At 69.7% G+C, this 20,505-nt stretch carries 20 protein-coding genes and 1 tRNA gene; 7 read left to right on the top strand and 14 right to left on the bottom strand.

The annotated features are described in order from the left end of the window. The first annotated feature begins 3 nt into the window (after positions 1-3). From AC1DBD_RS14615 to AC1DBD_RS14595, 5 genes are all read left to right on the top strand, one after another. Positions 4-1,056 carry a nucleoside hydrolase gene (locus AC1DBD_RS14615; RefSeq protein WP_476982377.1) on the top strand — a complete coding sequence of 351 codons (1,053 nt, stop codon included), beginning with the start codon at positions 4-6 and terminating at the stop codon, positions 1,054-1,056. A gap of 124 nt (positions 1,057-1,180) precedes the next feature. Beyond that, a complete protein-coding gene (locus AC1DBD_RS14610; RefSeq protein WP_476982376.1) occupies positions 1,181-2,017 on the top strand; it encodes an ECF transporter S component in 837 nt (278 codons plus the stop codon). A 3-nt stretch (positions 2,018-2,020) separates the two neighbouring features. Then, complete coding sequence (locus AC1DBD_RS14605; RefSeq protein ID WP_476982375.1) at positions 2,021-2,773, top strand: energy-coupling factor transporter transmembrane component T; 753 nt, start codon at positions 2,021-2,023, stop codon at positions 2,771-2,773. Continuing rightward, positions 2,749-4,329, top strand: a complete 1,581-nt coding sequence (locus tag AC1DBD_RS14600; protein ID WP_476982374.1) for an ABC transporter ATP-binding protein — start codon at positions 2,749-2,751, stop codon at positions 4,327-4,329. Before AC1DBD_RS14605 ends, AC1DBD_RS14600 begins: the two co-directional genes overlap by 25 nt. 58 nt (positions 4,330-4,387) lie before the next feature. Further along, positions 4,388-4,777 carry a VOC family protein gene (locus tag AC1DBD_RS14595; RefSeq protein WP_476982373.1) on the top strand — a complete coding sequence of 130 codons (390 nt, stop codon included), beginning with the start codon at positions 4,388-4,390 and terminating at the stop codon, positions 4,775-4,777. A gap of 88 nt (positions 4,778-4,865) precedes the next feature. On the opposite strand, the gene AC1DBD_RS14590 is transcribed toward AC1DBD_RS14595, so the two are convergent. From AC1DBD_RS14590 to AC1DBD_RS14550, 9 genes are all read right to left on the bottom strand, one after another. Next, positions 4,866-7,031, bottom strand: a complete 2,166-nt coding sequence (locus tag AC1DBD_RS14590; RefSeq protein WP_476982372.1) for a 3-hydroxyacyl-CoA dehydrogenase NAD-binding domain-containing protein — start codon at positions 7,029-7,031, stop codon at positions 4,866-4,868. Continuing rightward, on the bottom strand, positions 7,028-8,299 hold the full coding sequence (locus AC1DBD_RS14585; RefSeq protein ID WP_476982371.1) for a thiolase family protein: 1,272 nt from the start codon (positions 8,297-8,299) through the stop codon (positions 7,028-7,030). Before AC1DBD_RS14585 ends, AC1DBD_RS14590 begins: the two co-directional genes overlap by 4 nt. A gap of 138 nt (positions 8,300-8,437) precedes the next feature. Further along, on the bottom strand, positions 8,438-9,841 hold the full coding sequence (locus AC1DBD_RS14580; protein WP_476909539.1) for an HRDC domain-containing protein: 1,404 nt from the start codon (positions 9,839-9,841) through the stop codon (positions 8,438-8,440). 63 nt (positions 9,842-9,904) lie between these two features. Then, the gene (locus AC1DBD_RS14575; RefSeq protein ID WP_476982370.1) at positions 9,905-10,549 is read right to left on the bottom strand and encodes a DUF3000 domain-containing protein; all 645 of its coding nucleotides are present in this window, start codon (positions 10,547-10,549) and stop codon (positions 9,905-9,907) included. Between the two features lie 69 nt (positions 10,550-10,618). After that, positions 10,619-11,722 (bottom strand): threonine aldolase family protein, encoded by a 1,104-nt coding sequence (locus AC1DBD_RS14570; protein WP_476909560.1) that lies wholly within the window; start codon positions 11,720-11,722, stop codon positions 10,619-10,621. Positions 11,723-11,757: 35 nt separating this feature from the next. Next, positions 11,758-12,519, bottom strand: coding sequence for an SDR family oxidoreductase (locus tag AC1DBD_RS14565; protein WP_476926240.1), 762 nt, complete (start codon positions 12,517-12,519; stop codon positions 11,758-11,760). After that, a complete protein-coding gene (locus tag AC1DBD_RS14560; RefSeq protein WP_476926239.1) occupies positions 12,516-13,937 on the bottom strand; it encodes a DUF6421 family protein in 1,422 nt (473 codons plus the stop codon). Before AC1DBD_RS14560 ends, AC1DBD_RS14565 begins: the two co-directional genes overlap by 4 nt. A 148-nt stretch (positions 13,938-14,085) precedes the next feature. Further along, the gene (msrB, locus tag AC1DBD_RS14555; protein WP_476926238.1) at positions 14,086-14,628 is read right to left on the bottom strand and encodes a peptide-methionine (R)-S-oxide reductase MsrB; all 543 of its coding nucleotides are present in this window, start codon (positions 14,626-14,628) and stop codon (positions 14,086-14,088) included. Between the two features lie 14 nt (positions 14,629-14,642). Next, positions 14,643-15,134 (bottom strand): hypothetical protein, encoded by a 492-nt coding sequence (locus AC1DBD_RS14550; protein ID WP_476982369.1) that lies wholly within the window; start codon positions 15,132-15,134, stop codon positions 14,643-14,645. Positions 15,135-15,237: 103 nt separating this feature from the next. On the opposite strand from AC1DBD_RS14550, the gene AC1DBD_RS14545 reads away from it, so the two are divergent. Continuing rightward, positions 15,238-16,560 (top strand): alpha/beta hydrolase family protein, encoded by a 1,323-nt coding sequence (locus AC1DBD_RS14545; protein WP_476892704.1) that lies wholly within the window; start codon positions 15,238-15,240, stop codon positions 16,558-16,560. A gap of 20 nt (positions 16,561-16,580) precedes the next feature. Here AC1DBD_RS14545 and ybaK read toward each other — a convergent pair whose 3' ends face one another. Genes ybaK through AC1DBD_RS14530 form a run of 3 tightly spaced genes read right to left on the bottom strand, consistent with a single transcriptional unit; the run spans position 16,581 to position 18,536 of the window. Further along, positions 16,581-17,081: a Cys-tRNA(Pro) deacylase gene (ybaK, locus tag AC1DBD_RS14540; RefSeq protein ID WP_441418803.1), complete on the bottom strand. Its 501-nt coding sequence runs from the start codon at positions 17,079-17,081 to the stop codon at positions 16,581-16,583. A gap of 9 nt (positions 17,082-17,090) precedes the next feature. Then, positions 17,091-17,561, bottom strand: coding sequence for a SufE family protein (locus AC1DBD_RS14535; RefSeq protein ID WP_476892703.1), 471 nt, complete (start codon positions 17,559-17,561; stop codon positions 17,091-17,093). A 57-nt stretch (positions 17,562-17,618) separates the two neighbouring features. Beyond that, positions 17,619-18,536, bottom strand: coding sequence for a sulfurtransferase (locus tag AC1DBD_RS14530; protein ID WP_476892702.1), 918 nt, complete (start codon positions 18,534-18,536; stop codon positions 17,619-17,621). Positions 18,537-18,752: 216 nt separating this feature from the next. Here AC1DBD_RS14530 and zapE point away from each other — a divergent pair, with 216 nt between their 5' ends. After that, complete coding sequence (zapE, locus tag AC1DBD_RS14525; protein WP_441418800.1) at positions 18,753-19,790, top strand: cell division protein ZapE; 1,038 nt, start codon at positions 18,753-18,755, stop codon at positions 19,788-19,790. Positions 19,791-19,956: 166 nt separating this feature from the next. On the opposite strand, the gene AC1DBD_RS14520 is transcribed toward zapE, so the two are convergent. Together AC1DBD_RS14520 and AC1DBD_RS14515 are read right to left on the bottom strand one after the other, a co-directional pair. Further along, a complete protein-coding gene (locus tag AC1DBD_RS14520; protein ID WP_175321703.1) occupies positions 19,957-20,223 on the bottom strand; it encodes an antitoxin in 267 nt (88 codons plus the stop codon). A gap of 159 nt (positions 20,224-20,382) precedes the next feature. Then, positions 20,383-20,457 (bottom strand) — tRNA-Val (locus tag AC1DBD_RS14515). Between the last annotated feature and the right edge of the window lie 48 nt (positions 20,458-20,505).

Below are 20,505 nucleotides of genomic sequence, written 5' to 3'. Positions count from 1 at the left end.
GAAATGCCCCGCGCCCTGGACGCCGACCACGTGGTCCTGATGGACGTCGATACCGGGATCGACGACGCCCTCGCCATCGTGTACCTGCTGTCCCGGCCCGAGGTCCGGCTGCAGGCCATCACCTGCACCGCCGGCAACGTCGGGGCGCGCCAGGTGGCGCTGAACAGCCTGTCCCTGCTGGAGCTGTGCGGGCGGGAAGGGATCGAAGTCGCCGTCGGCGCCGAGGTCCCGCTGGAAATCCCGCTGGTCACCACCGAAGAGACCCACGGGCCGCAGGGGATCGGCTACGCCGAGCTGCCCGCCCCCGCCCAGCCGATCTCACAGCGCCACGCCGTGGACGTCTGGGTGGAGGAGGCCAGGGCGCATCCGGGGGAGATCACGGGCCTGATCACCGGACCGCTGACCAATTTCGCCCTGGCCCTGCGCCGCGAACCGGAACTGCCGCGGCTGCTCAAGGGCCTGGTGATCATGGGCGGCAGCTTCTATTACCAGGGCAACACGACGCCGACGGCGGAATGGAACACCGCGGTGGACCCGCACGCCGCCAAGGAGGTCTACGCGGCCTACCGCGGGATGCCCGAGGACAAGCTGCCGGTCGTCTGCGCGCTGGAGACCACGGAGCGGATCGAGATGTTGCCGGAGCACCTGCGCCGGCTCGGCGAGGCCGCGGGGGCTGCCGAACCCGAGCTGGTGCTCCCGGAGCAGCCCGAAGGACTGCGCAGCGGCTCCAGCAGCCCGCTGGTGGCGTGCCTGTCGGACGCGATCCGCTTCTACATGGAGTTCCACCGGCTCTATGACCAGGGTTACGTCGCCCACATGCACGACGCGTTCGCCGCCTGCGCCGCCGTCGGACGCACGCCCTTCAGCACGCGGCTGGCGACGGTCGACGTCGAGACGGAGTCCCCGCTGCTGGCCGGCACAACGGTGGCCGACTTCCGCGGCCTGTGGGGGCTGCCGCCGAACGCCAGGATCGTCAGCGGCAACGACCCCGGCCAGTGCTTCGACGAGCTGATTGCCTCCGTGGGCGCGCTGGCACGCACCCTGGGCGCACGGTAGCCGCGGGCGCCGGCCGGGCCCGCGGCGCCGGTGTTCCCGGGAGGGCCGGCCGATCGCTAAGATGGTAGCTGCGCCGAGGTGACATGAGGCGGTTGTTGCAAACCCCAGCCGAAGGACTTTTCCCATGTCACCGCAGCCCCTGACCCTCCCCGACGCCGGCTCCCGCACCGGAGCCGGCACGGCACCCGGCCGACGCCGGCTGCTCGAAATCGCAGGCGCCGCGGCCATCGCCGCCACCTACGTCTTCCTCGTCCTCACCCAGCCGGTCGAGATCGCCAACGGACCGGCAAGCTTCTCCGCCCTGGTTGCCCTCGGCGGCTTCCTGCTCGGCGCGGTGCTGCTGCTCGTCGCCGTGCTGCCCGTCGTGCCCACCTCCACCCTGGTCCTGATGCCGGTGGCGATTGTGCTGAACGTGGTCCTCGGCCAGCTGATGGGCAGCACCGGCCTGCCGTTCTACCTGGACGCGATCGGCACGGTCCTGATCGCCGTCCTCGCCGGGCCGGCCGCCGGTGCCGCCACCGGAGTGCTCGGCAGCATTGTCTGGTCCTTCTTCAACCCCACCGTGCTGCCCTTCGCCGCCGGCGCGGCCCTGATCGGGTTCCTCGCCGGTCTGGCCGCCCGCGGGGGACTGTTCCGCCGCTTCTATCTCGCGCCCGTGGCCGGCTTCCTTACCGGCATCCTGGCCGGCGTCGTCTCCGCCCCGATCGCAGCCTTTGTCTACGGCGGAACCGCGGGTCTGGGCACCGGCGCCATCGTCAGCGCGTTCCGTGCCATGGGCGACACCCTGCTGGCAGCGATCACCAAGCAGGCACTCATCTCCGACCCGATGGACAAGGCAATTGTCTTCACGATCGCCGCGCTGCTGGCCTACGCCCTGCCGCGGCGCACGACGTTCCAGTTCGCCTTCGTCCGCCGCTTCCGGGTACTCGCGGGTAAGGTCCCGGCGGATCCCGCAGCCTAGGCCATGCGCCTGCACCCGCTCACAGCCCTGACCGCGGCGTGCTGCGCCGCGGTCATTACGACGGCGGCCGGCAGCTGGCCGCTGTCCGTCGCCGTGGCCGTGGCCGTCGTGCTGCTTGCCGCACGCGCGGGCGTCGCAGCGCGGGTGCTGCTGGCTGCCGGGGTCATCCTCGCACCGTTGTTCCTGTCCCTGCTGGTGCTGCACGGCTTGTTCTTCCCGGAGGGGCACACGGTGCTGGCGCAGTGGGGGCCGGCCCGGGTCACCGCCGAAGGACTCAGCTTCGCCCTGGAGCTGGCCTCGCGGACAGCCGCGTGCGTCCTGCTGCTGCTGTTGTTTTCCTTCACCGTCAGCGTCCCGGATCTGCTGACCGCCCTCGCCGCGCGGCGCATCCCTCCGCAGTTCAGCTTCGTGCTCGCGTCCACGCTCACGCTGGTCCCTGCGATGGCCGAAAGGGTGGAGAAGATCCGTCAGGCCCAGGAAGCGCGCGGGCTGGTGGTCGGGCGCGGGCTGCTGTCCCGGCTGGCGGCGGCCAGGCTGCAGGCGGTGCCGCTGGTCCTGGGCCTGGTGGAGGATGCCGGGCTCCGGGCACAGGCCCTGGACGCGCGGGGTTTCGGCACCACCGGACCACGGACCAGCTACCGGCAACTGCAGGACCCTCCTGCGCAGCGCATCGTCCGGGCCGCAGCGCTCCTGCTGGCCGCCGCCGCCGTGGTCCTGCGGCTCATCACGGCATGGCCCGCGGCGGTGCACTCGTGAACGGGGGCGGACGCGCCCAGCCCGGGCAGCCCGCCACCGGGGCGCTGCCCGCGGCCGCTGCCCGGATCAGGAGCTTCAGCTTCCACGGGGATGCGGGCGATGCGCTGCGGGATGTGCAGCTCTCCGTCCTGCCGGGAACCCTGACCGCCGTGCTGGGTGGTTCCGGCAGTGGCAAGACCACCCTCGGCAAGCTCCTCGCCGGCTGGCTTCGGGGCGGCCATTCCGGTGTCCTGCGCGGCAGTCTGGCGCTGGGCGCGGACCGCCTCGAATTCCACGGCGGCAGCGGCGACCCCCGGATCAACCCCGCTGCCTGGTCCGGCCGGGTGGGTTACGTGCCGCAGGACGCCGCCGCCATGCTGTCCTCGGTGCGCTCTACGGTGGCGGATGAACTGGCCTTTGGCCTGGAAAATCGGGGTGTGCCCCGCCCCGAGATGATCCGGCAGGTGGCCCGAATCGCCGAACAAACCGGCCTGTCCGGGCTGCTGGAGCGGGACCCGGCAGAGCTCTCCGGCGGCGAGCTGCGCCGGCTGGCAGTCGCGTGCGCGGTCATCGCCGACCCGCAAGTGCTGGTGCTGGACGAACCACTCGGGTCCCTCGACGCCGACGGTGCCAGCCGGCTCCGCACCCTGGTGAGCCGGCTGCTCGAAGCCGGCACCGCTGTGGTGCTCCTGAGCCAGAGGGCAGACGCACTCGCCCGCAGCGCCGGGCACTGGATCGTCCTGAACGGCGGCACGGTAACGGCGGAAGGCCGGCCGGCCGAGCTGGGGAACGGGGCCGCGCTCCGCGATGCAGGCGTCGTGGCGGAGGGCCTGGACGCCGGGATGCCGAAAGACCTGACCTGGGCCGCCGCGTCGACCCCGGTCCTTGAACTGCGAGGCATCGGCTTCGGCTACGGGCCAGGCAAGACTCGCGCGGGGGGATCCGCGAGGGGACCGGCGGGGAACGTGCCCCGCGCGGCCCTGCTGCGCGACCTGGACCTGACCGTGCGCCCGGGGGAGATTGTCGCTATCACCGGCCCCAACGGCACCGGCAAGTCCACGCTGCTGCGCCACTTCAACGGCCTGCTGCGGCCGCAGGCCGGTGAGGTGCGCGTCGAAGGTCGAGGCATCGACCGGATCCCGACGGGCCGCATCGCCGCTTCGGTCGGGATGTTGTTCCAGCAGCCGCGCGACCAGCTTTTCGAACGGACGGCGCTGCGGGAGGTCGGCTTCGGGCTGCGCCGGCTTGCCGGCGTGGAGGCGGCCGGCCGGGCGCAGGAGGCACTGGCCGCCGTCGGGCTCTCCGGCGCCGCGCAGACCCACCCGGCCGAGCTGCCGTCTTCCAGCCAGCGGTTGCTTGCCCTGGCCACGGTCCTGGCCCGCAGGCCGGCCGTCATCGCGCTGGATGAGCCCACCGTGGGACTGGATCGGCAGGGGCTCGAACGGCTGCAGCACACGGTCGCCGCCGCAGCGGCGCGGGGCGCCGGCGTCGTCCTGGTCACGCACGATCTCGCTTACGCCCGGGCCAGCGCCCACCGTGTCCTCGCGCTCGACGGCGGCAGCCTGCGGGACATCTGACGGGCGCCGGTTACGAGCCATCTGCCACCCGGCGCTGTATATTTCTTGGAGTTTTCCCGTGCCGGAGCAGGCACGGGCCATTGACCAGGAGGAACCGTTGAAGAACCCCATCGCCCGCCAGATTGGAACGGTCTTCGTCCCGGTCAGCGACATTGCCAAGGCCCGGGACTGGTACTGCCGCCTGCTCGGTGTCCCGGCCGACGGAGAAATCCTCTTCGACCATCTTTATGTACTGCCGATGGACGGTGCGGGCCTGGTCCTGGACAGCAAGATCTACTCCGCGGACGCGGTCTTCCGCGTCCCCGCGTTCCATCTCAACACGGCAGACATCCAGGCCGCGCACCTGCACGTGCAGGACACCGGGGCCGAGGTCGCGGAGATCCGGGACGGCCAGTGGTTCAACTTCAAGGATCCGGACGGCAATGTGCTGATGATCTGCGAGTGCTAGGAGCGGCCGCCGCGCCCGGGCCGAACGCACGAAGGCGCCGCCGCCCGCGCCGTGATGGCCGGGGCAGCGGCGCCTTCGTCTTTGGTTGCTAGGCTGCCGGTTCGGAGGCCACGCCGGGTGCCAGGAACTTCTTGCCGGTGACACGCTCGGAGGCGCCCACCCGGTCCAGATACGGAGTGATGCCGCCCAGGAACATTGGCCAGCCCGCGCCGAGGATCATGCAGAGGTCGATGTCCTCAGGTCCGGCCACCACGCCTTCGGACAGCATCAGGCCGATCTCCTCCGCGAGGGCGTCCTGCGTGCGGCGCAGCACTTCCTCTGCCGTCGAGGGCGAATCGCCGAAGGTCATCAGGGCCAGGGTCTCGGCCGGGATGACCGGACTGCCGGCCTTCACCGAGGCCGGGTCCCAGATGGACCTGACTCCGTGGTCGATCAGCGCCTGCAGGTTCCGGGACACGGTGAAGCGGTCCCCGAAGGCGTCGTGCAGGGATTCCTGCACGTGCTGGGCGACCGGCAGCCCCACCATGGCGCCGAGCGTGAACGGCGTCATGGGCAGGCCCATCGGGCGCAGTGCGTTGTCCGCGACCTCGGCGGGGGTTCCCTCATCGAAGGCCGCGGTCACTTCGCCCATCAGCCGCAACAGGAGCCGGTTGACCACGAAGGCGGCCGCATCCTTGACCAGCACCGCGGACTTCTTCAGTCCCTTGGCCAGTTCGAACGCGGTGGCCAGCACGGCGTCGTCGGTCTTCGGGGCGCGGACGATCTCCAGCAGCGGCATTACGGCCACCGGGTTGAAGAAGTGGAAGCCCACCAGGCGTTCGGGGTACTGCAAGTCCTCGGCCATGGCCGTGACGGACAGCGAGGAGGTGTTGGTGGCCAGGATGCACTCCGGCGAGACGATCGCCTCGACCTCCTTGAACACCTGCTTCTTGACGCTGAGCTCCTCGAACACTGCCTCGATGACGAAGTCGGCGTCGGCGAAGGCCTCCTTGGAGACCGAGCCGCTGACCAGGGCCTTGGTCCGGTTGGCCGCGTCCGCGCTGATCCGCTTCTTCGCCAGCAGCTTGTCCACCTCGGCGTGCACGTAGTCCACGCCCTTGTCCACGCGCGCCTGGTCGATGTCCGTCATGACCACGGGCACCTTGAGCTGGCGGGCGAACAGCAGTGCGAGCTGGCTGGCCATCAGGCCGGCGCCGACGACGCCGATCTTCGTGACCGGGCGGGCGAGCTTGCGGTCCGGGGCACCCGCAGGGCGCTTGGAACGGCGCTGCACGAGGTCCAGGAAGGCGTACACCGTGGAGCGGAACTCGTCGGTCTGCATGAGGTCCGCGAGGGTCTGGCACTCCAGCTCCGCCGATTCGGCCTGCGTCAGGGTGCGGTTGGCATCCAGCACGTCCAGCACCTTGGCCGGGGCCGGGGAGGCGTTGGAGGTCTTGGCCTCCACGAACGCGCGGCCCGCCGCGACGGCGCCGGCCCAGCGTTCGGCAACGTCCGGCGCGGAGGGGTCGACGGCGTTGGCGCGTTCCGGTACGACTGCGCCGGCGATCACCTGCGCGGCCCAGGCGACGGACTGTTCGACGAAGTCGGCCGGCTCGAAGATGGCGTCCGCCACGCCGAGGTCGTAAGCCTGCGGACCCGTCAGGGTGCGGTTGTTGCTCAGCGGGTTCTCGATCATCACCTTGACGGCGTTCTCGGGGCCGATCAGCCGCGGCAGGATGTAGACCCCGCCCCATCCCGGGATCAGCCCAATGAACGCTTCCGGCAGGGCCAGCGCGCCTGCTCCGGTGGAGACGGTGCGGTAGGTGGACTGCAGGGCGATCTCCAGCCCGCCGCCCAGGGCCAAACCGTTGATGAACGCGAAGCTCGGGACGCCGAGGTTCGCCAGGGTGGCGTAGACGTCGTGGCCGAGCTGGGCCATCCAGAGGCCCTGTTCACGGCCGCTGACCGACTTGACCGTGGACAGGTCCGCGCCGGCGACCAGGAAGTACGGCTTGCCGGTCACGCCGACGCCGACGATCTCACCTCGCGCGGCACGGTCCCGCAGTCCCTCGAGCACCGTGCCGAGCTCGATCAGGGTGTTCGGGCCCAGCGTGGTGGGCTTCGAATGGTCCAGGCCGTTGTCCAGCGTGACCAGGGCGAAGGTGCCGGGGCTCGTGCCGTTGACGGCGGGAAGCTGAATGTCCTGGACGTAGGAATGCGTTACCGTCTCGTTCGGAAACAGCTCGGCAAGCTTGTGGAAATCTGCGGCGCTCATGCTGCGGCTCCAGTCTTGGTCGTGTAGTCGGTGCCGTAGTCGGCGTGGTGCGGGTTCTCCCAGATGACGGTGGCACCCATGCCCAGGCCAATGCACATGGTGGTCATGCCGAAGCGTACCCCGGGGTCTTCCTCAAACTGGCGGGCCAGCTGGTTCATCAGCCGGACGCCGGACGAAGCGAGCGGGTGCCCGACGGCGATCGCCCCGCCGTAGCGGTTCACCCGGGGGTCGTCGTCGGCGATGCCGAAGTGGTCCAGGAAGCTGAGGACCTGGACGGCGAAGGCCTCGTTGATTTCGAACAGGCCGATGTCGTCGATGCCGAGCCCGGCGTTCTTCAACGCCTTTTCAGTGGCCGGGACCGGCCCGATGCCCATGACTTCCGGTTCGACGCCGGCGAAGGCGTAGCTGACCAGGCGCATCTTGACCGGCAGCCCAAGCTCCTCGGCGGCGTCGGCGGAGGCCAGCAGCGCCGCGGTCGCGCCGTCGTTGAGGCCGGCGGCGTTGCCGGCGGTGACGCGGCCGTGCGCGCGGAACGGGGTGCGCAGCGCGGCGAGGTCTTCCACCGAGGTGCCCGGGCGCGGCGGTTCGTCCACGGTGTTGACGGTCCAGCCCTGGCCGGGCTTCATGGTGGCCACGGGAACCAGGTCCGGCTGGATCTGTTCCTTGGCGTAGGCCGCGGCCAGTTTGTCCTGGGAGGCCACGGCGTAAGCGTCCGTGCGTTCCTTGGTGATGGCGGGGAAGCGGTCGTGTAGGTTTTCCGCGGTGTTGCCCATGTTCAGGGCGGCGGGGTCGACGATCCGTTCGGACATAAAGCGCGGGTTGGGGTCCGCGCCGGCACCCATCGGGTGGTTGCCCATGTGCTCCACGCCGCCGGCAATGACGACGTCGTAAGCGCCGAAGCCGATGCCGCTGGCGGTCGTCGTCACGGCGGTCATGGCGCCCGCGCACATCCGGTCGATCGCGAAACCGGGAACGGTCCGCGGCAACCCGGCCAGCAGGGCGGCGGTGCGGCCGATGGTCAGTCCCTGGTCACCGGTCTGCGTCGTGGCGGCGATGGCCACCTCGTCGATGCGCTCGGCCGGCAGTGCCGGGTTGCGGCGCATGAGTTCGCGGATGCACTTGACCACGAGGTCATCGGCGCGGGTTCCGGCGTAGATGCCCTTCTCGCCGGCGCGGCCGAACGGGGTGCGGACGCCGTCAACAAAAACGACCTCGCGGATGGTCCTGCTTTGTCCGATTGTCGGCTTTGCGCTGCTGACTTGGCTCACGTATTACTCCTCATTGAGACATGGGTGCCGGATTTCCGCCCCCGGGCGGTGGGCTCGGGAAGCAGGAGTGATCCTGGCGGCATCCCTAGCTATGTTACTCATGAGTAACATAGCTGGCAAGGAGTGACGGGCAGCCCGTCAGGAAACGGCGTTGGGCGCTGCTTCGGCAGGGGAGGCCACGGAGGCCGCGGCAGGCTTGGCTTCCTTGGGCGGCAGCGGCTGCGGGTTCAGGAAAGCCTCGGCGATCAGCGGAGCAGTGAGCTGGATCTGCCACTGGCGGGCGCCGAGGTTCTGGAGCTCCTCGGCAATGCCTTCCTCGCTGATCTCCGCGGGAGGACGCCATGCCACGCGGCGGAGGTAGTCCGGGGTGAGCAGATTTTCGACCGGCAGGTTCAGCTCCTCGGCCCGGGCCTGCAGCTTGGGCCGGGCGGTGGCGAGCCGTGCCGCGGCCTCCGGATCCCGGTCGGCCCAGACGCGCGGCGGCGGGGGAGCGTTGGTGGGCAGGTGCAGCGGCGGGAGCTCCTCAAGGCTGCGGGCCGTGCTGATGCAGCGCAGCCAGCGCGGAGCCTCGCGTTGCGCGGCCCTGCCGTGGAAGCCCTTGGTGCCGAGCAGTTGCGGCACGGTGCTGGGCATGGCCTTGGCGGCGGCCACGAGGGAGGAATCGGGGATAAGCCGGCCCGGGGCGACGTCGCGCTTCTGCGCCAGCGAGTCGCGCTCCAGCCAGAGTTCGCGCACGGCGGCGAGCTGGCGGCGGTCGCGGATCTGGTGCAGCCCGGAGGTCTTGCGCCACGGGTCGACGCGCGGCGGGGCCTGGCCGGCTTCGAGGATCGCGGCGAATTCCTGCTCGGCGTACTCCAGTTTGCCGTCGGCGGTGAGGAGTTCGATCAGCTCCTCGCGGAGCTCGGTGAGGACCTCGACGTCGAGCGCGGCGTAGCGCAGCCACGGCTCCGGCAGCGGCCGGGTGGACCAGTCGGCCGCCGAGTGTTCCTTGGCCAGGCCGAAGCCCAGCAGCTGTTCGATGACGGCGGCGAGGCCAACCCTCGGCAGTCCGGCCAGCCGTGCGGCGAGTTCGGTGTCAAAGAGTTTGTCCGGCCACATGCCGAGTTCGGACAGGCATGGGAGGTCCTGGCTGGCAGCGTGCAGGATCCACTCGACGCCGCGCAGGGCCTCATTGATGATGCGCAGGTCACCAAAGGGCTCCGGGTCGATCAGCCAGGTGCCCGCGCCCTCGCGGCGGATCTGGACGAGGAAGGCGCGCTGGCCGTACCGGAATCCGGAGGCGCGTTCGGCGTCCACTCCCGCCGGGCCGTGGCCGGCGGCCAGGGCTGCGGCACAGCGTTCCAGTCCTGCTTGGGTCTCGATAACGAGCGGGACGCCGTCGCGGGGAGCGTCGAGGTCGATGACCTCGGGGACCAGGCTGTCGAAGCCTTCCACCGTGATGTGGGCCGGCGCGCCAGCCGCCTCTGCGGTGCTGGAGGCTGTGGTGGCGGCCGTGCTTGGGGCTGTGCCCGCGGTGGTGATTTCCGGATTATGAGGGGTCATGATGACTCCAGTTTACCGACATCGCCGTCGTTGCAGGCCGAGGCCGCGGCCGCCGGGGTCCGGTCATGGCTGCCGTGGGCGTCGGCGCGGCAGTGCGGAGACGCCGTCGGGCAGTGGCGGCAGGCCCGCAAAGGTGCAGACCATGTCCGACCACGCTTCCAGGTGGGCGGTGATGTCCCGGCCGGCCGGTGTCCAGGAAGCGCGGAGTTCAATGTCGATGGTGCCGGGCCGGTCAGCGAGCGTGCCGAAGCTTTCCGAGAGCACCCGGGTGGCGGTGCCGCCGGCCGAGCGGTATTCCGCCTGGTGGTTTTCCAGCGCCTCCACGAGCCAGGTCCACGCGACGGAGCCGAGCATCTCGTCGTTGCCCATGTCCGGCTCAAGCTGGGCGCGGATGTAGGTGACGATCCGGAATTCGCCGTCCCAGACCGCGGAGCCGTCCGGGTCATGCAGGAGGATAAAACGGCCGGTGGCGAGTTCGACGTCGTCGCTGCCGGACGCCGGGGCCAGCGCGGCGGCCGCCGGGCCGTGGACCGCACCTGTTGCGGCGTCGCCGGGGACGACGACTTCCGCGCCGAGCGCCACCGCGTAGGGAGCGAGCCGGCCGGGGGCCGGGATCTCATCGAGGCGCAACTCGCTGCGGCACCGTGCTTTTCGAAGCGTCCCCAGGGCGAAGAGGAAATCCGCCGGAACCTGGTCGAGTGGGTTCACAGTGAAAGATTATGCACGGTGCCCGTCCCGGCCCGGCAGGCTCGCCGCCCGGCCGGGACCGGCTTGCACCTAGCCGGCCGCGAGCTCGCGCTTGATCGCGGCGATAAAGGAATCAACGTCTTCCTCGGTGGTGTCGAAGGAGCACATCCAGCGGACCTCGCGGGCCGCCTCGTTCCAGTCATAGAACCGGAAGGACTTCCGCAGCCGGTCCGCCACGCCGGCGGGCAGGACGGCGAAGACGCCGTTGGACTCGGTCTTCTGGCTCAGTTCGACGCCGGGGATCGACTCGACGCCGGCGCGCAGCCGGGCCGCCATCGCGTTGGCGTGCGAGGCCGAGCGCAGCCACAGGTCGCCCTCGAGCAGGGCGATGAACTGCGCGGACATGAACCGCATCTTGGAGGCCAGCTGCATGTTCATTTTGCGCAGGTAGACCAGGCCGTGGGCGGCGTCGGGGTTAAGCGCCACCACCACCTCGCCGAAAAGCAGCCCGTTCTTGGTGCCGCCGAAGGAGAGGATGTCCACGCCCGCGTCGCGGGTGAAGGCGCGCAGCGGCACCCCGAGGTGGGCGGCGGCGTTGGCCAGCCGGGCGCCGTCCATGTGCAGCTTCATGCCCTTGGAGTGGACATGCTCAGCGATGGCGCGGACCTCCTCGGGGGTGTAGCAGGTGCCCAGCTCGGTGGTCTGCGTGATCGAGACCGCCAGCGGCTGCGCGCGGTGCTCGTCGCCCCAGCCCCAGGCCTCCTGGTCGATCAGGGCGGGGGTGAGCTTGCCGTCCGGCGTCGGGACCTGCAGGAGCTTGATGCCGCCGATCCGTTCCGGCGCGCCGTTCTCGTCCATGTTGATGTGGGCCGTGGAGGCGCAAATGACGGCGCCCCAGCGCGGCAGCAGGGACTGGAGCGAGAGGACGTTCGCGCCGGTGCCGTTGAAGACGGGGAAGCACTCGATGCCCGAACCAAAGTGCCGCTCCATCAGCTGCTGCAGGCGGGCCGTGTAATCGTCCTCGCCGTAGGATACCTGGTGGCCTTCGTTGGCGGCGGCCAGGGCGGCCAGCACCTCAGGGTGCACACCGGAGTAGTTGTCCGAGGCGAAGCCCCGGACGGAGGGATCATGGAGCCGCAGCGCGGTGCTGGCCGGGGCAGTGTCAATGGTGTTGGTTTCGACCGTGCTGGTCATCTCGTTGCTCACGCTTTCAGTGTAGAGGTGCCGGCTTACTGGCTAAGCGGCAGGCGCCGGCCGTTCAGTTCCGCGGCGGGGGTCCGGAAGAGCCCGACGGCGGCCGCCGCCAGCTCCTCGACGTCGGTGAAGCCCGGGAACTTGCGTTCCGGGGAGGCTGCGCGCATGGCCGCGTCGACGAGGGCCTTCACCACGAAGACGACGGCGGCGCTGCGCTGCTCCACCGGCTCGGCTGCGGTTCCGGAGGCCGCGGAGCTCCCGGAGTTCCCGGACTGGGCGCGCCGGAAGCCGTCGGCCACCGCGAGGGTCCAGGCCTCGGCGGCGGCCTTCGCCGCCGCGTAGCTGGCGCCGGCCGCCGTCGGGCTGGCCACCGCGGTGGACGAGACGATCGCCAGGCGCCCGGCATCCGAGGCGGCCAGGTCGTCGTAGAAGGTCCGGCTGACGTTGCGGAGCGTGGTGACGGCGTTGCGTTCCAGGAAGGCCCAGTCCTCGTCGCTCTGGTCGGTGATGCCCTTGGCGCCGCGCCAGCCGCCCACCAGGTGGATCACGCCGTCGACGCGTCCGGCCCGCTCCGTGAGCGACGCATGGAGATCCCGGACCGCCGCCGGATCGGCCAGGTCGCAGGCCAGCGGCACCACGCCGTCGCCGGCTTCCGCGGCGGCGGCCTCGATCCGGGCGGGATCGGAACCAACGGTGAACACCGTGTGCCCGGCACCCCGGAGGGCGCGGGCCACGGCGATCCCGGACGGGCTGCTGCCGCCGGCTACCAGGACGTTGAGGGCGCGTCCGTCGCTCATCCGGCGTTCATGGCCTGGCTGGTGGAGCCGGCGGCAGCGTTGGTGTCAGCGTTGGCGTCCGTCGACCCCGTGATGCCGGCGGTTGAATCGATCACGTTCCGCATCTTCTTCTCCAGCGCCTCGTAGAACATGGAGAGCGGGAACTCGTCGTCGAGCACCTGGTCGGTCAGGCCGCGCGGCGGCCCGTCCAGCGGCAGGGCGTCCGGTCCCTTGGCCCAGACCGAGGCCGGGTTGGGCGTGACGGTGCCGGAGATCAGCTCATAGGCGGCCAGCCAGTGGGCCATCTTGGGGCGGTCGATCGAGCGCCAGTACAGTTCCTCGATCCGGGCGCCGAGTTCCACTACGACGTCGGCCGCTTCGTCCCAGTCGATGCTGAGCTTGCTGTCGGTCCAGTGCAGCACGTGGTGCTGGTGCATCCAGGCGAAGAGCAGCTGGCCGCCGAGGCCGTCATAGTTGCGGACCCGGCTGCCCGTGATGGCGAAGCGGAAAATGCGGTCGAAGATGACGGCGTACTGGACCAGCTTGGCGTGACGGCGGGCTTCCGGATCCGCCTCCTCGTCCTTTTCGATCTTCACGGACTCGCGGAAGGCGGTGAGGTCGCAGCGGAGTTCCTCAAGTGAGTACAGGAAGAACGGCATGCGCTGCTTGATCATGAACGGGTCGAACGGCAGGTCACCGCGCATGTGGGTGCGGTCGTGGATGAGGTCCCACATGACAAAGGTTTCCTGGGTCAGCTGCTGGTCTTCGAGCAGGCCCGCGGCGTCCTCCGGGAGCTGCAGCGAGGTGATCTCGGCGGCGGCGCGCAGCACGCGGCGGAAGCGGGCGGCCTCGCGGTCGGCGAAGATGGCGCCCCAGGTGAAGGTGGGGGTCTCGCGGACGGCCACGGTCTCGGGGAACAGTACTGCCGAGTTGGTGTCGTAGCCGGGGGTGAAGTCAAGGAAGCGGATCGGCACGAAGAGTTTGTTGGAGTACTCGCCCGCTTCCAGGCCGGCAATGAACTCGGGCCAGATGACCTCGATCAGCACGGCCTCGACCAGGCGGTTGCTGCTGCCGTTCTGGGTGTACATCGGGAAGACCACGAGGTGCTGCAGGCCGTTGACCCGGTGCTGCTGAGGCTGGAAGGCCTGCAGCGAGTCGAGGAAGTCGGGTACGCCGAAGCCGCCGTCGGCCCAGCGCTTGAAGTCTACGGCCAGCAGTTCCAGGTAGCGCGCGTCGTGCGGGAAGGCCGGGGCCAGGGCGGAGACGGCGTCCGTGATGGCGGCGACGTGTCCTGCCGCCGCCTGATGGTCGGCGGCATCGGGCACGGAGCCGTCCTGGCTCTGGAGGGCCTGCAGGGCGGTGGCGGCAGCCTTGAGCCGCTGCCATTCCGGGGAGCCGGCAGTGATCGGGGCAGGGGCGGTGAGGGCGGTCGTGGTCATCGTCAGTCGCCTTTCTGGTTGCTGGGAACGTCTACGGCGAGCGTAGCAAGCAAACAGAAGCTCTAACTCAAAATTGGGCTGAGCATAAGGAACTCTGAGGCATGGTGGCTGCGCCCAGCGTTCCAGCTCCAGCGGGACCGGGGCTGGCTCAGGCGTCCGTGCCGGAGGCGGGGGACTCTGCCGCGGGGACGAGCTTCAGGGAGACCGAGTTGATGCAGTAGCGCTGGTCCGTGGGCGTGCCGTAGCCCTCGCCCTCGAACACGTGGCCCAGGTGCGAATCGCAGGCGGCGCACCGCACCTCGATCCGCTCCATCCCCAGGGTCCGGTCGTGGATGTAGCGCACCGTGCCATCCGCAAGCGGGGCCCAGAAGGACGGCCAGCCGCAGTGCGAATCGAACTTTTCCCGGCTGGTGAAGAGTTCGGTGCCGCACGCCCGGCACTGGTACACGCCCGCGGTGTGGGTGTCCCAGTACTCTCCGGTGTAGGGCCGCTCCGTTCCGGCCTGGCGGAGGACCCGGTATTCCTCAGGGCTCAGTTCCTCGCGCCACTGCTGGTCGGACTTTTCCACCGGCGCCTGGCCGGCCCGCACCTGTTCCGCCGGCGCGCCGGCGGAACCGGCGTCGTCATGGGCGGGGGAGGACGCGGGGGAGGTGACGGGCGCGACTTTGGGCTTGCTGCTGAAGATGCTCATGACCTCAATAACGCTCAGGAGTCCCCGATAAATCCCGATCCGGCGTACAAATGCAGCACCGGCAGGCCGAGCTTGTCCTGCGCCTCGTTGGCCCAGTCGGTGTGGAAGGTGTCCGCGACGGCGTGCGGCCTGGTGATCACCACGGCCTGCCCGGCGTTCAGCTCCTTGACCTTGGCGACCAGGGCGTCAACGGCCCGGCCCTCGACGACTTCGCCGGTCACGCCTCCGCCGATTCCGCCCAGCGCGGCGAGCGACGCGGCGAGCGTTTCGGCCGCCGCCGTCCGTTCCACGGCCGGATCGGGATGCTTGGCAGTCAACTCCCGGAACGCCTTGGCGACCTCCAGCATGGAGAGGTTCTCCAGGAAGTCCACCAGCAGGTGGCGCTCCTTGTTCGCCGGGACCAGGACGACCAGCGGCGAATCACCGTCCGCCACGAGGGTTTCGATGTTGACGCGGTCGTCCGCGCCGAGGGGCTCTTCTGTCAGGATGACGATTGGGTCGCTCATGCCCCCAGCCTAGCCGTATTGCGCCGGGGCCGGCCCCCGCACCGGCGGCGGTATTGGTGCGCCGGATGCCGGGGTTGGCCCGGAGTTCGGTAAGAATGGTGCCATGGCATCCACCCCGCGCCTCGCCCCGCCAACGCCCCGGACCCTGATTGCCCGATCCAGTTCCCGCGCTCTGCCCGCGGGAAACCCGGACACCGGCGTGCTGGACACCGGGCTGAAGGGGAACGCCAGGTGGGCGGTGGGCGGCATCATCGGCGGAAGCGCCGCAGCCGGACTGCTCGCCGCCGGGTCCTCGGCGCTGGCCCTTTACTTCGCCCGGCGTGTCATCACCCCGGTCCGGGTTCGCGAGGAGGACCAGGAGGTGCTGGCCGTAATCCGAGAGGGCCGAGGCCTGCAGGTCATCCTCAAGGCGACCCCCGATTCCACCGTGGAGGGCGTCTACGGTTTCTTTTTCGACGGTGGCCGCGGCCATGCCCGCCTCGGCCGGATCCTGTCCTACTCGCCCGCGGAGCAGACCGTGCTGCGCGAAGTCGAGGCGGTCTATAGCGGGGACCTGACCGCGGCGCGGCGCGGCTACTGGAGCGGTGCCGTGCACCCCGACCCCGCGGCGATCGGACTGCCGTTCGAAGAGGTGCAGATTGCGGTCGACGGCGGGACGGCACCAGCGTGGCAGGTCAGGGCCGCCCCGGCGGCCGGGACGCCGACGTCGGATACCTGGGCGATCATGGTGCACGGGCGCGGCGCCTCGCGGCAGGAGGGCCTGCGCGCCGTCCGGGTGGCCCGCGAGCTGGGCCTCTCCAGCCTGCTGATCTCCTACCGCAATGACGGCCTGGCCCCGTCGGCCGCGGATGGCCGTTACGGCCTGGGCTCCACCGAGTGGCGGGACGTCGAAGCCGCGATCGGATATGCGCTGGAGCAGGGGGCGCACGAGGTGGTGCTCTTCGGCTGGTCCATGGGCGGCGCGATTTGCCTGCAGACCGCGGATTTGTCCCGGTACCACCACCTGATCCGGGCCATGGTGCTGGACGCCCCGGTGATTAACTGGGTGAATGTCCTGGCGCACCATGCCGAGCTGAACCGGATCCCCTCCGCCGTCGGACGCTACGGGCAGTTAATGATGAGCCACCGGCTGGGCCGCCGCCTGACCGGCCTGGCCGCCCCCGTGGACCTCAAGGCGATGGACTGGGTCTCCCGTGCCGTGGAGCTACGGACACCGACGCTGATCCTGCACTCCGTCGACGACGAATACGTTCCCTACGGCCCGTCCGCGGACCTGGCGGAGAAGAATCCGGAGATGGTGACCTTCGAAGCGTTCAGCACGGCACGGCACACGAAGGAATGGAACGTCGACCCGGAGCGCTGGGAGTCGCTGGTCACGGCCTGGCTCCGGCAGCAGCTCGCGCCCCGGCCGTCACCCGCGGGCTAAGGCTCCCACCGCCGGAGCCGTTAGCGGTGGTTGGAGGTGCCGATCCGGGCCGTGCTGGCGCCGGTCAGCCGGATCAGTTCGGCCGGGCTGAGCTCCAGGTCCAGGCCGCGGCGGCCGCCCGAGACCAGGATGGTTTCCAGCTCCAACGCGCTCTCGTCGACCACGGTGGGGGAGGGCTGGCGCTGTCCCAGCGGGGAGATGCCGCCGAGGACGTAGCCGGTGCGGCGCTCCGCCGTCGCTGGGTCCGCCATCGCGGCCTTCTTGCCGCCCAGGGCCGCCGCCATCGCCTTCAGGTCCAGGTTGCCGCTGACCGGCACGACGCCGACGGCGAGGCGCCCGTCGACGTCGACCATCAGGGTTTTGAACACCCGGGCGGGGTCGATCCCCAGTACCTCGGCGGCCTCCAGGCCGTAGCTGGCTGCGGCGGGGTCATGGCTGTAGGGGTGCGCAACGAAGGAAACCCCGGCCGCCGCGAGTGCCGCGGTGGCAGGGGTTCCCTGGGATGCCTGTTTGCGGGCCACGGGACCGGCTCAGCCCTGCTGCGGCAGGGCGGCGACTTTGCGCTTGATCCGGCCGAGCATCGCCGTCATACCGCGCATCCGCAGGGGAGTGATGGCGCGCGTGAGTCCGAGGAGTTCGGGCATGTCGTCCGGGACGGCCAGGATCTCCGCCGGGCTAAGCCCGTCGAGGCCCTCGTGCAGCACGCCGGCGAAACCGCGCGTCGTGGGGGCCTCCGGCGGAGCCTTGAAGAACAAGCGCACGCGCTCCGGTGCGCCGCCGGACTGGCCGTCGACGCCGGGTTCCGTCTCGATCGTCAGGAACAGCGGCGACTGGCATTCCACCACCTGCTCCATCAGCTCCGGGTGGTCCTGGAGGCGCGCCGGAGGATCCGGCAGCTCCCGGGAAAACTCGAGCAGCAGCTGGAGCCGCTCGGCTTCTTCGAGGGCTTGGAAGTCGTCAACAATTTCCGCGAGGGCGGCCGGGAGGGCAGAAGTATTCATCAGTCCCAGCTTACGCACGGGCGGCGATTGTGTCCCGGTCGGATCCGGTGACTGCCCCTAGAATCCGGCCGGAACGGTGCCACGGTCGGTGCCCTTGACGATCGGGACACGCACGGCGTTTCCCCACTCGGTCCAGGACCCGTCGTAGTTGCGGACGGTATCAAAGCCCAGGAGGTACTTCAGCGCGAACCAGGTGTGGCTGGAACGCTCACCGATCCGGCAGTAGGCAACGACGTCGTCCCCTTCCTTGAGCCCGGCCTCGCCCAGGTAGAGGGCCTCGAGTTCGGGGCGGCTGCGGTAGGTGCCGTCCTCCGCTGCGGCGCGGGCCCAGGGGATGGACGCGGCGGTGGGGATGTGGCCGCCGCGCAGGGCGCCCTCTTCCGGGTAAGCCGGCATGTGGGTGCGCTGGCCGGTGTACTCCTCGGCCGAGCGGACGTCGATCAGCGGCTTGCCGAAGTGCGCCAGCACGTCCTCCTTGAAGGCGCGGATCGGGGCGTCGTTGCGCTCGACCACGGGGTAGTCGCCCGTCGCGGGCACTGTCCGGTCCGTGGTGATCGGGCGTCCCTCGGCGATCCACTTGTCGCGGCCGCCGTCGAGCAGCCGGACATCCTCGTGGCCGAAGAGGGTGAAGACCCACAGCGCGTAGGCGGCCCACCAGTTGGACTTGTCGCCGTAGATCACCACGGTGCTGTCCCGGGAGATTCCCTTCGCGGCGGCCAGGGCGGCAAAGGCTTCACCGTCCACGTAGTCGCGGGTGACCTCGTCGTTCAGGTCGGTGTGCCAGTCGATCTTGACCGCGCCGGGGATGTGGCCGGTTTCGTACAGCAGCACGTCCTCGTCCGACTCGACGACCACCAGTTTGCCGCCGTCGAGCGCACCGCCTTCAAGTGCCGCCGCGAGCCACTCGGTGGAAACCAGGCGTTCGGGGTGGGCGTAGGCGCTGAATTTCTCGTTCTGCTCAACCGGGTAGGGCATGAAGTGGGCCTTTCACTGGGGCTTTTGGGAGGCCGGGCCAGGGGTGGTACACGGCGCCGGGTCTGCCTCCACACTAACCACGCCCCGGCGGGATTGCTTCCCGGGCCTACATACGCGGAAATATGGCCTTGGTCACGTCCGTTCCCGCGCCCGGAAGGGAACCCGGCCTTTGCCGGTATTCTTTCTGGGGACACGAGACCAGCAGAACGGACCACCTTGGTACAGATCGAACAGCTCGCCGCCAGAACCCCGGCGGTTTCCGTCGATGAACTCCTCAACGGGTTTTATCCGTCGCCGCGCTTCGGCGGGGTGTCCTTCGCCAGCTACCGGCCGGATCCGGCCCAGCCCAGCCAGGCGCACGCGGTGCATGCCCTGCAAAGCTTTGCTGCCGGTGTCGGTTCCCGCGACGGCGACGGCCTGTTCAAGCGGCTCTTTGGCAAGAAGGACACCTCGCGGGCGGGCATCTACCTCGACGGCGGCTTCGGCGTCGGCAAGACCCACCTGCTGGCCTCGCTCTGGCACGCGGCCCCGGGCCCCAAGGCCTTCGGCACCTTCGTGGAGTACACCAACCTGGTGGGGGCGCTGTCGTTCCGCAAGACCGTGGAGGCGCTCAGCCACTACAAGCTGGTCTGCATCGATGAGTTCGAGCTTGATGATCCGGGTGACACGGTGCTGATGTCCCGGCTGATGCGCGAGCTCGCCGACGCCGGAGTCAAGCTCGCCGCAACGTCCAATACCCTGCCCGGCTCCCTCGGTGACGGCCGCTTCGCCGCCGTCGACTTCCAGCGCGAGATCCAAGTCCTGGCGGACCAGTTCGACGTCGTCCGGATCGACGGCGAGGACTACCGCCACCGCGGCCTGCCGAAGGCGCCAGCGCCGCTGCGCAACGACGAGCTTACGCACCATATGCAGGCGGAGTTCGACGGCCAGACGGTGGCCAAGGATGAATTCAGTACCCTGATCAACCACTTGGCCGGGGTGCACCCGAGCCGCTACCGGCAGCTGATCGACGGGATCGACGGCGTGGTGTGGCGCAACGTCGAGACCATCACCGAACAGGCCGTGGCGCTGCGCTTCGTTGTCCTGGCGGACCGGCTGTACGACAAGGACGTGCCGATCCTGGCCAGCGGCGTGCCGTTCGACCAGCTCTTCACCGAGGAAATGATGACCGGCGGGTACATGAAGAAGTACTTCCGTGCCGTGTCCCGGCTCACCGCCCTCGCCCGGGAGGGCCAGAACCACGAGCCGTCCTAGCCCCGGCCGCGGTAGGAACCCAACTAACTCGCAGTAGTTGTCGTTTTGAGGGCTCAAAACGACAACTACTGCGAGCCAGTTGGGGCTGACCCCGCGTCGGTCGTTAAACGACAAAGGTGCCGGCGCCGCCTCGCGGCGGGACCGGCACCTCGCTGACGTACCTGGGTCAGAGGCCCTGCTGCCGGGGTTCCCCGGCGACTGGTGGCTCACCCGCGACGTGCGGCTCTGCGACGGGGGCCGTTGCCGGCCGGCCGTCCGCGTTGTCCACGAAGTCGGAGGCGCCTCGCTGGGCGGAATCTACTTTGTCGGCGTATTTTCCGCCGGTCTTCGAATCGACGAAATCACCCGCCTTTTCGATGCCGTCCTTGATGGCCTGTTCGTTGCCACCAATCAGATGCTGAGCCTTGCCCTTTAGATCGTCAAGTAAACCCACGGGCACCTCCCTTCAGTCGCGGAGCCAGATCGCTCCTAGCGCTTCCGATCCTAACCGCCGGGTGGGGACGTGCCAAGGGTGTACGCCCAGAGGAGAAAGACTCTGTGCGGGGCCGTGGGAAGGGGAACGAAAAAAGCAGCTCCGGGGGAGCTGCTTTCATGGTGGGCGATACTGGGATCGAACCAGTGACCTCTTCCGTGTCAGGGAAGCGCGCTACCGCTGCGCCAATCGCCCGCAACCGGAAGGATCCGGAGTGGAGTTGTGTGAATCTGGTGAAACGAC

The sequence above is a fragment of the Arthrobacter sp. 10T419 genome, assembly GCF_056394105.1.
The sequence above is the reverse complement of the archived record's forward strand: the minus strand, read 5'-3'. Positions and strand labels throughout refer to the sequence as shown.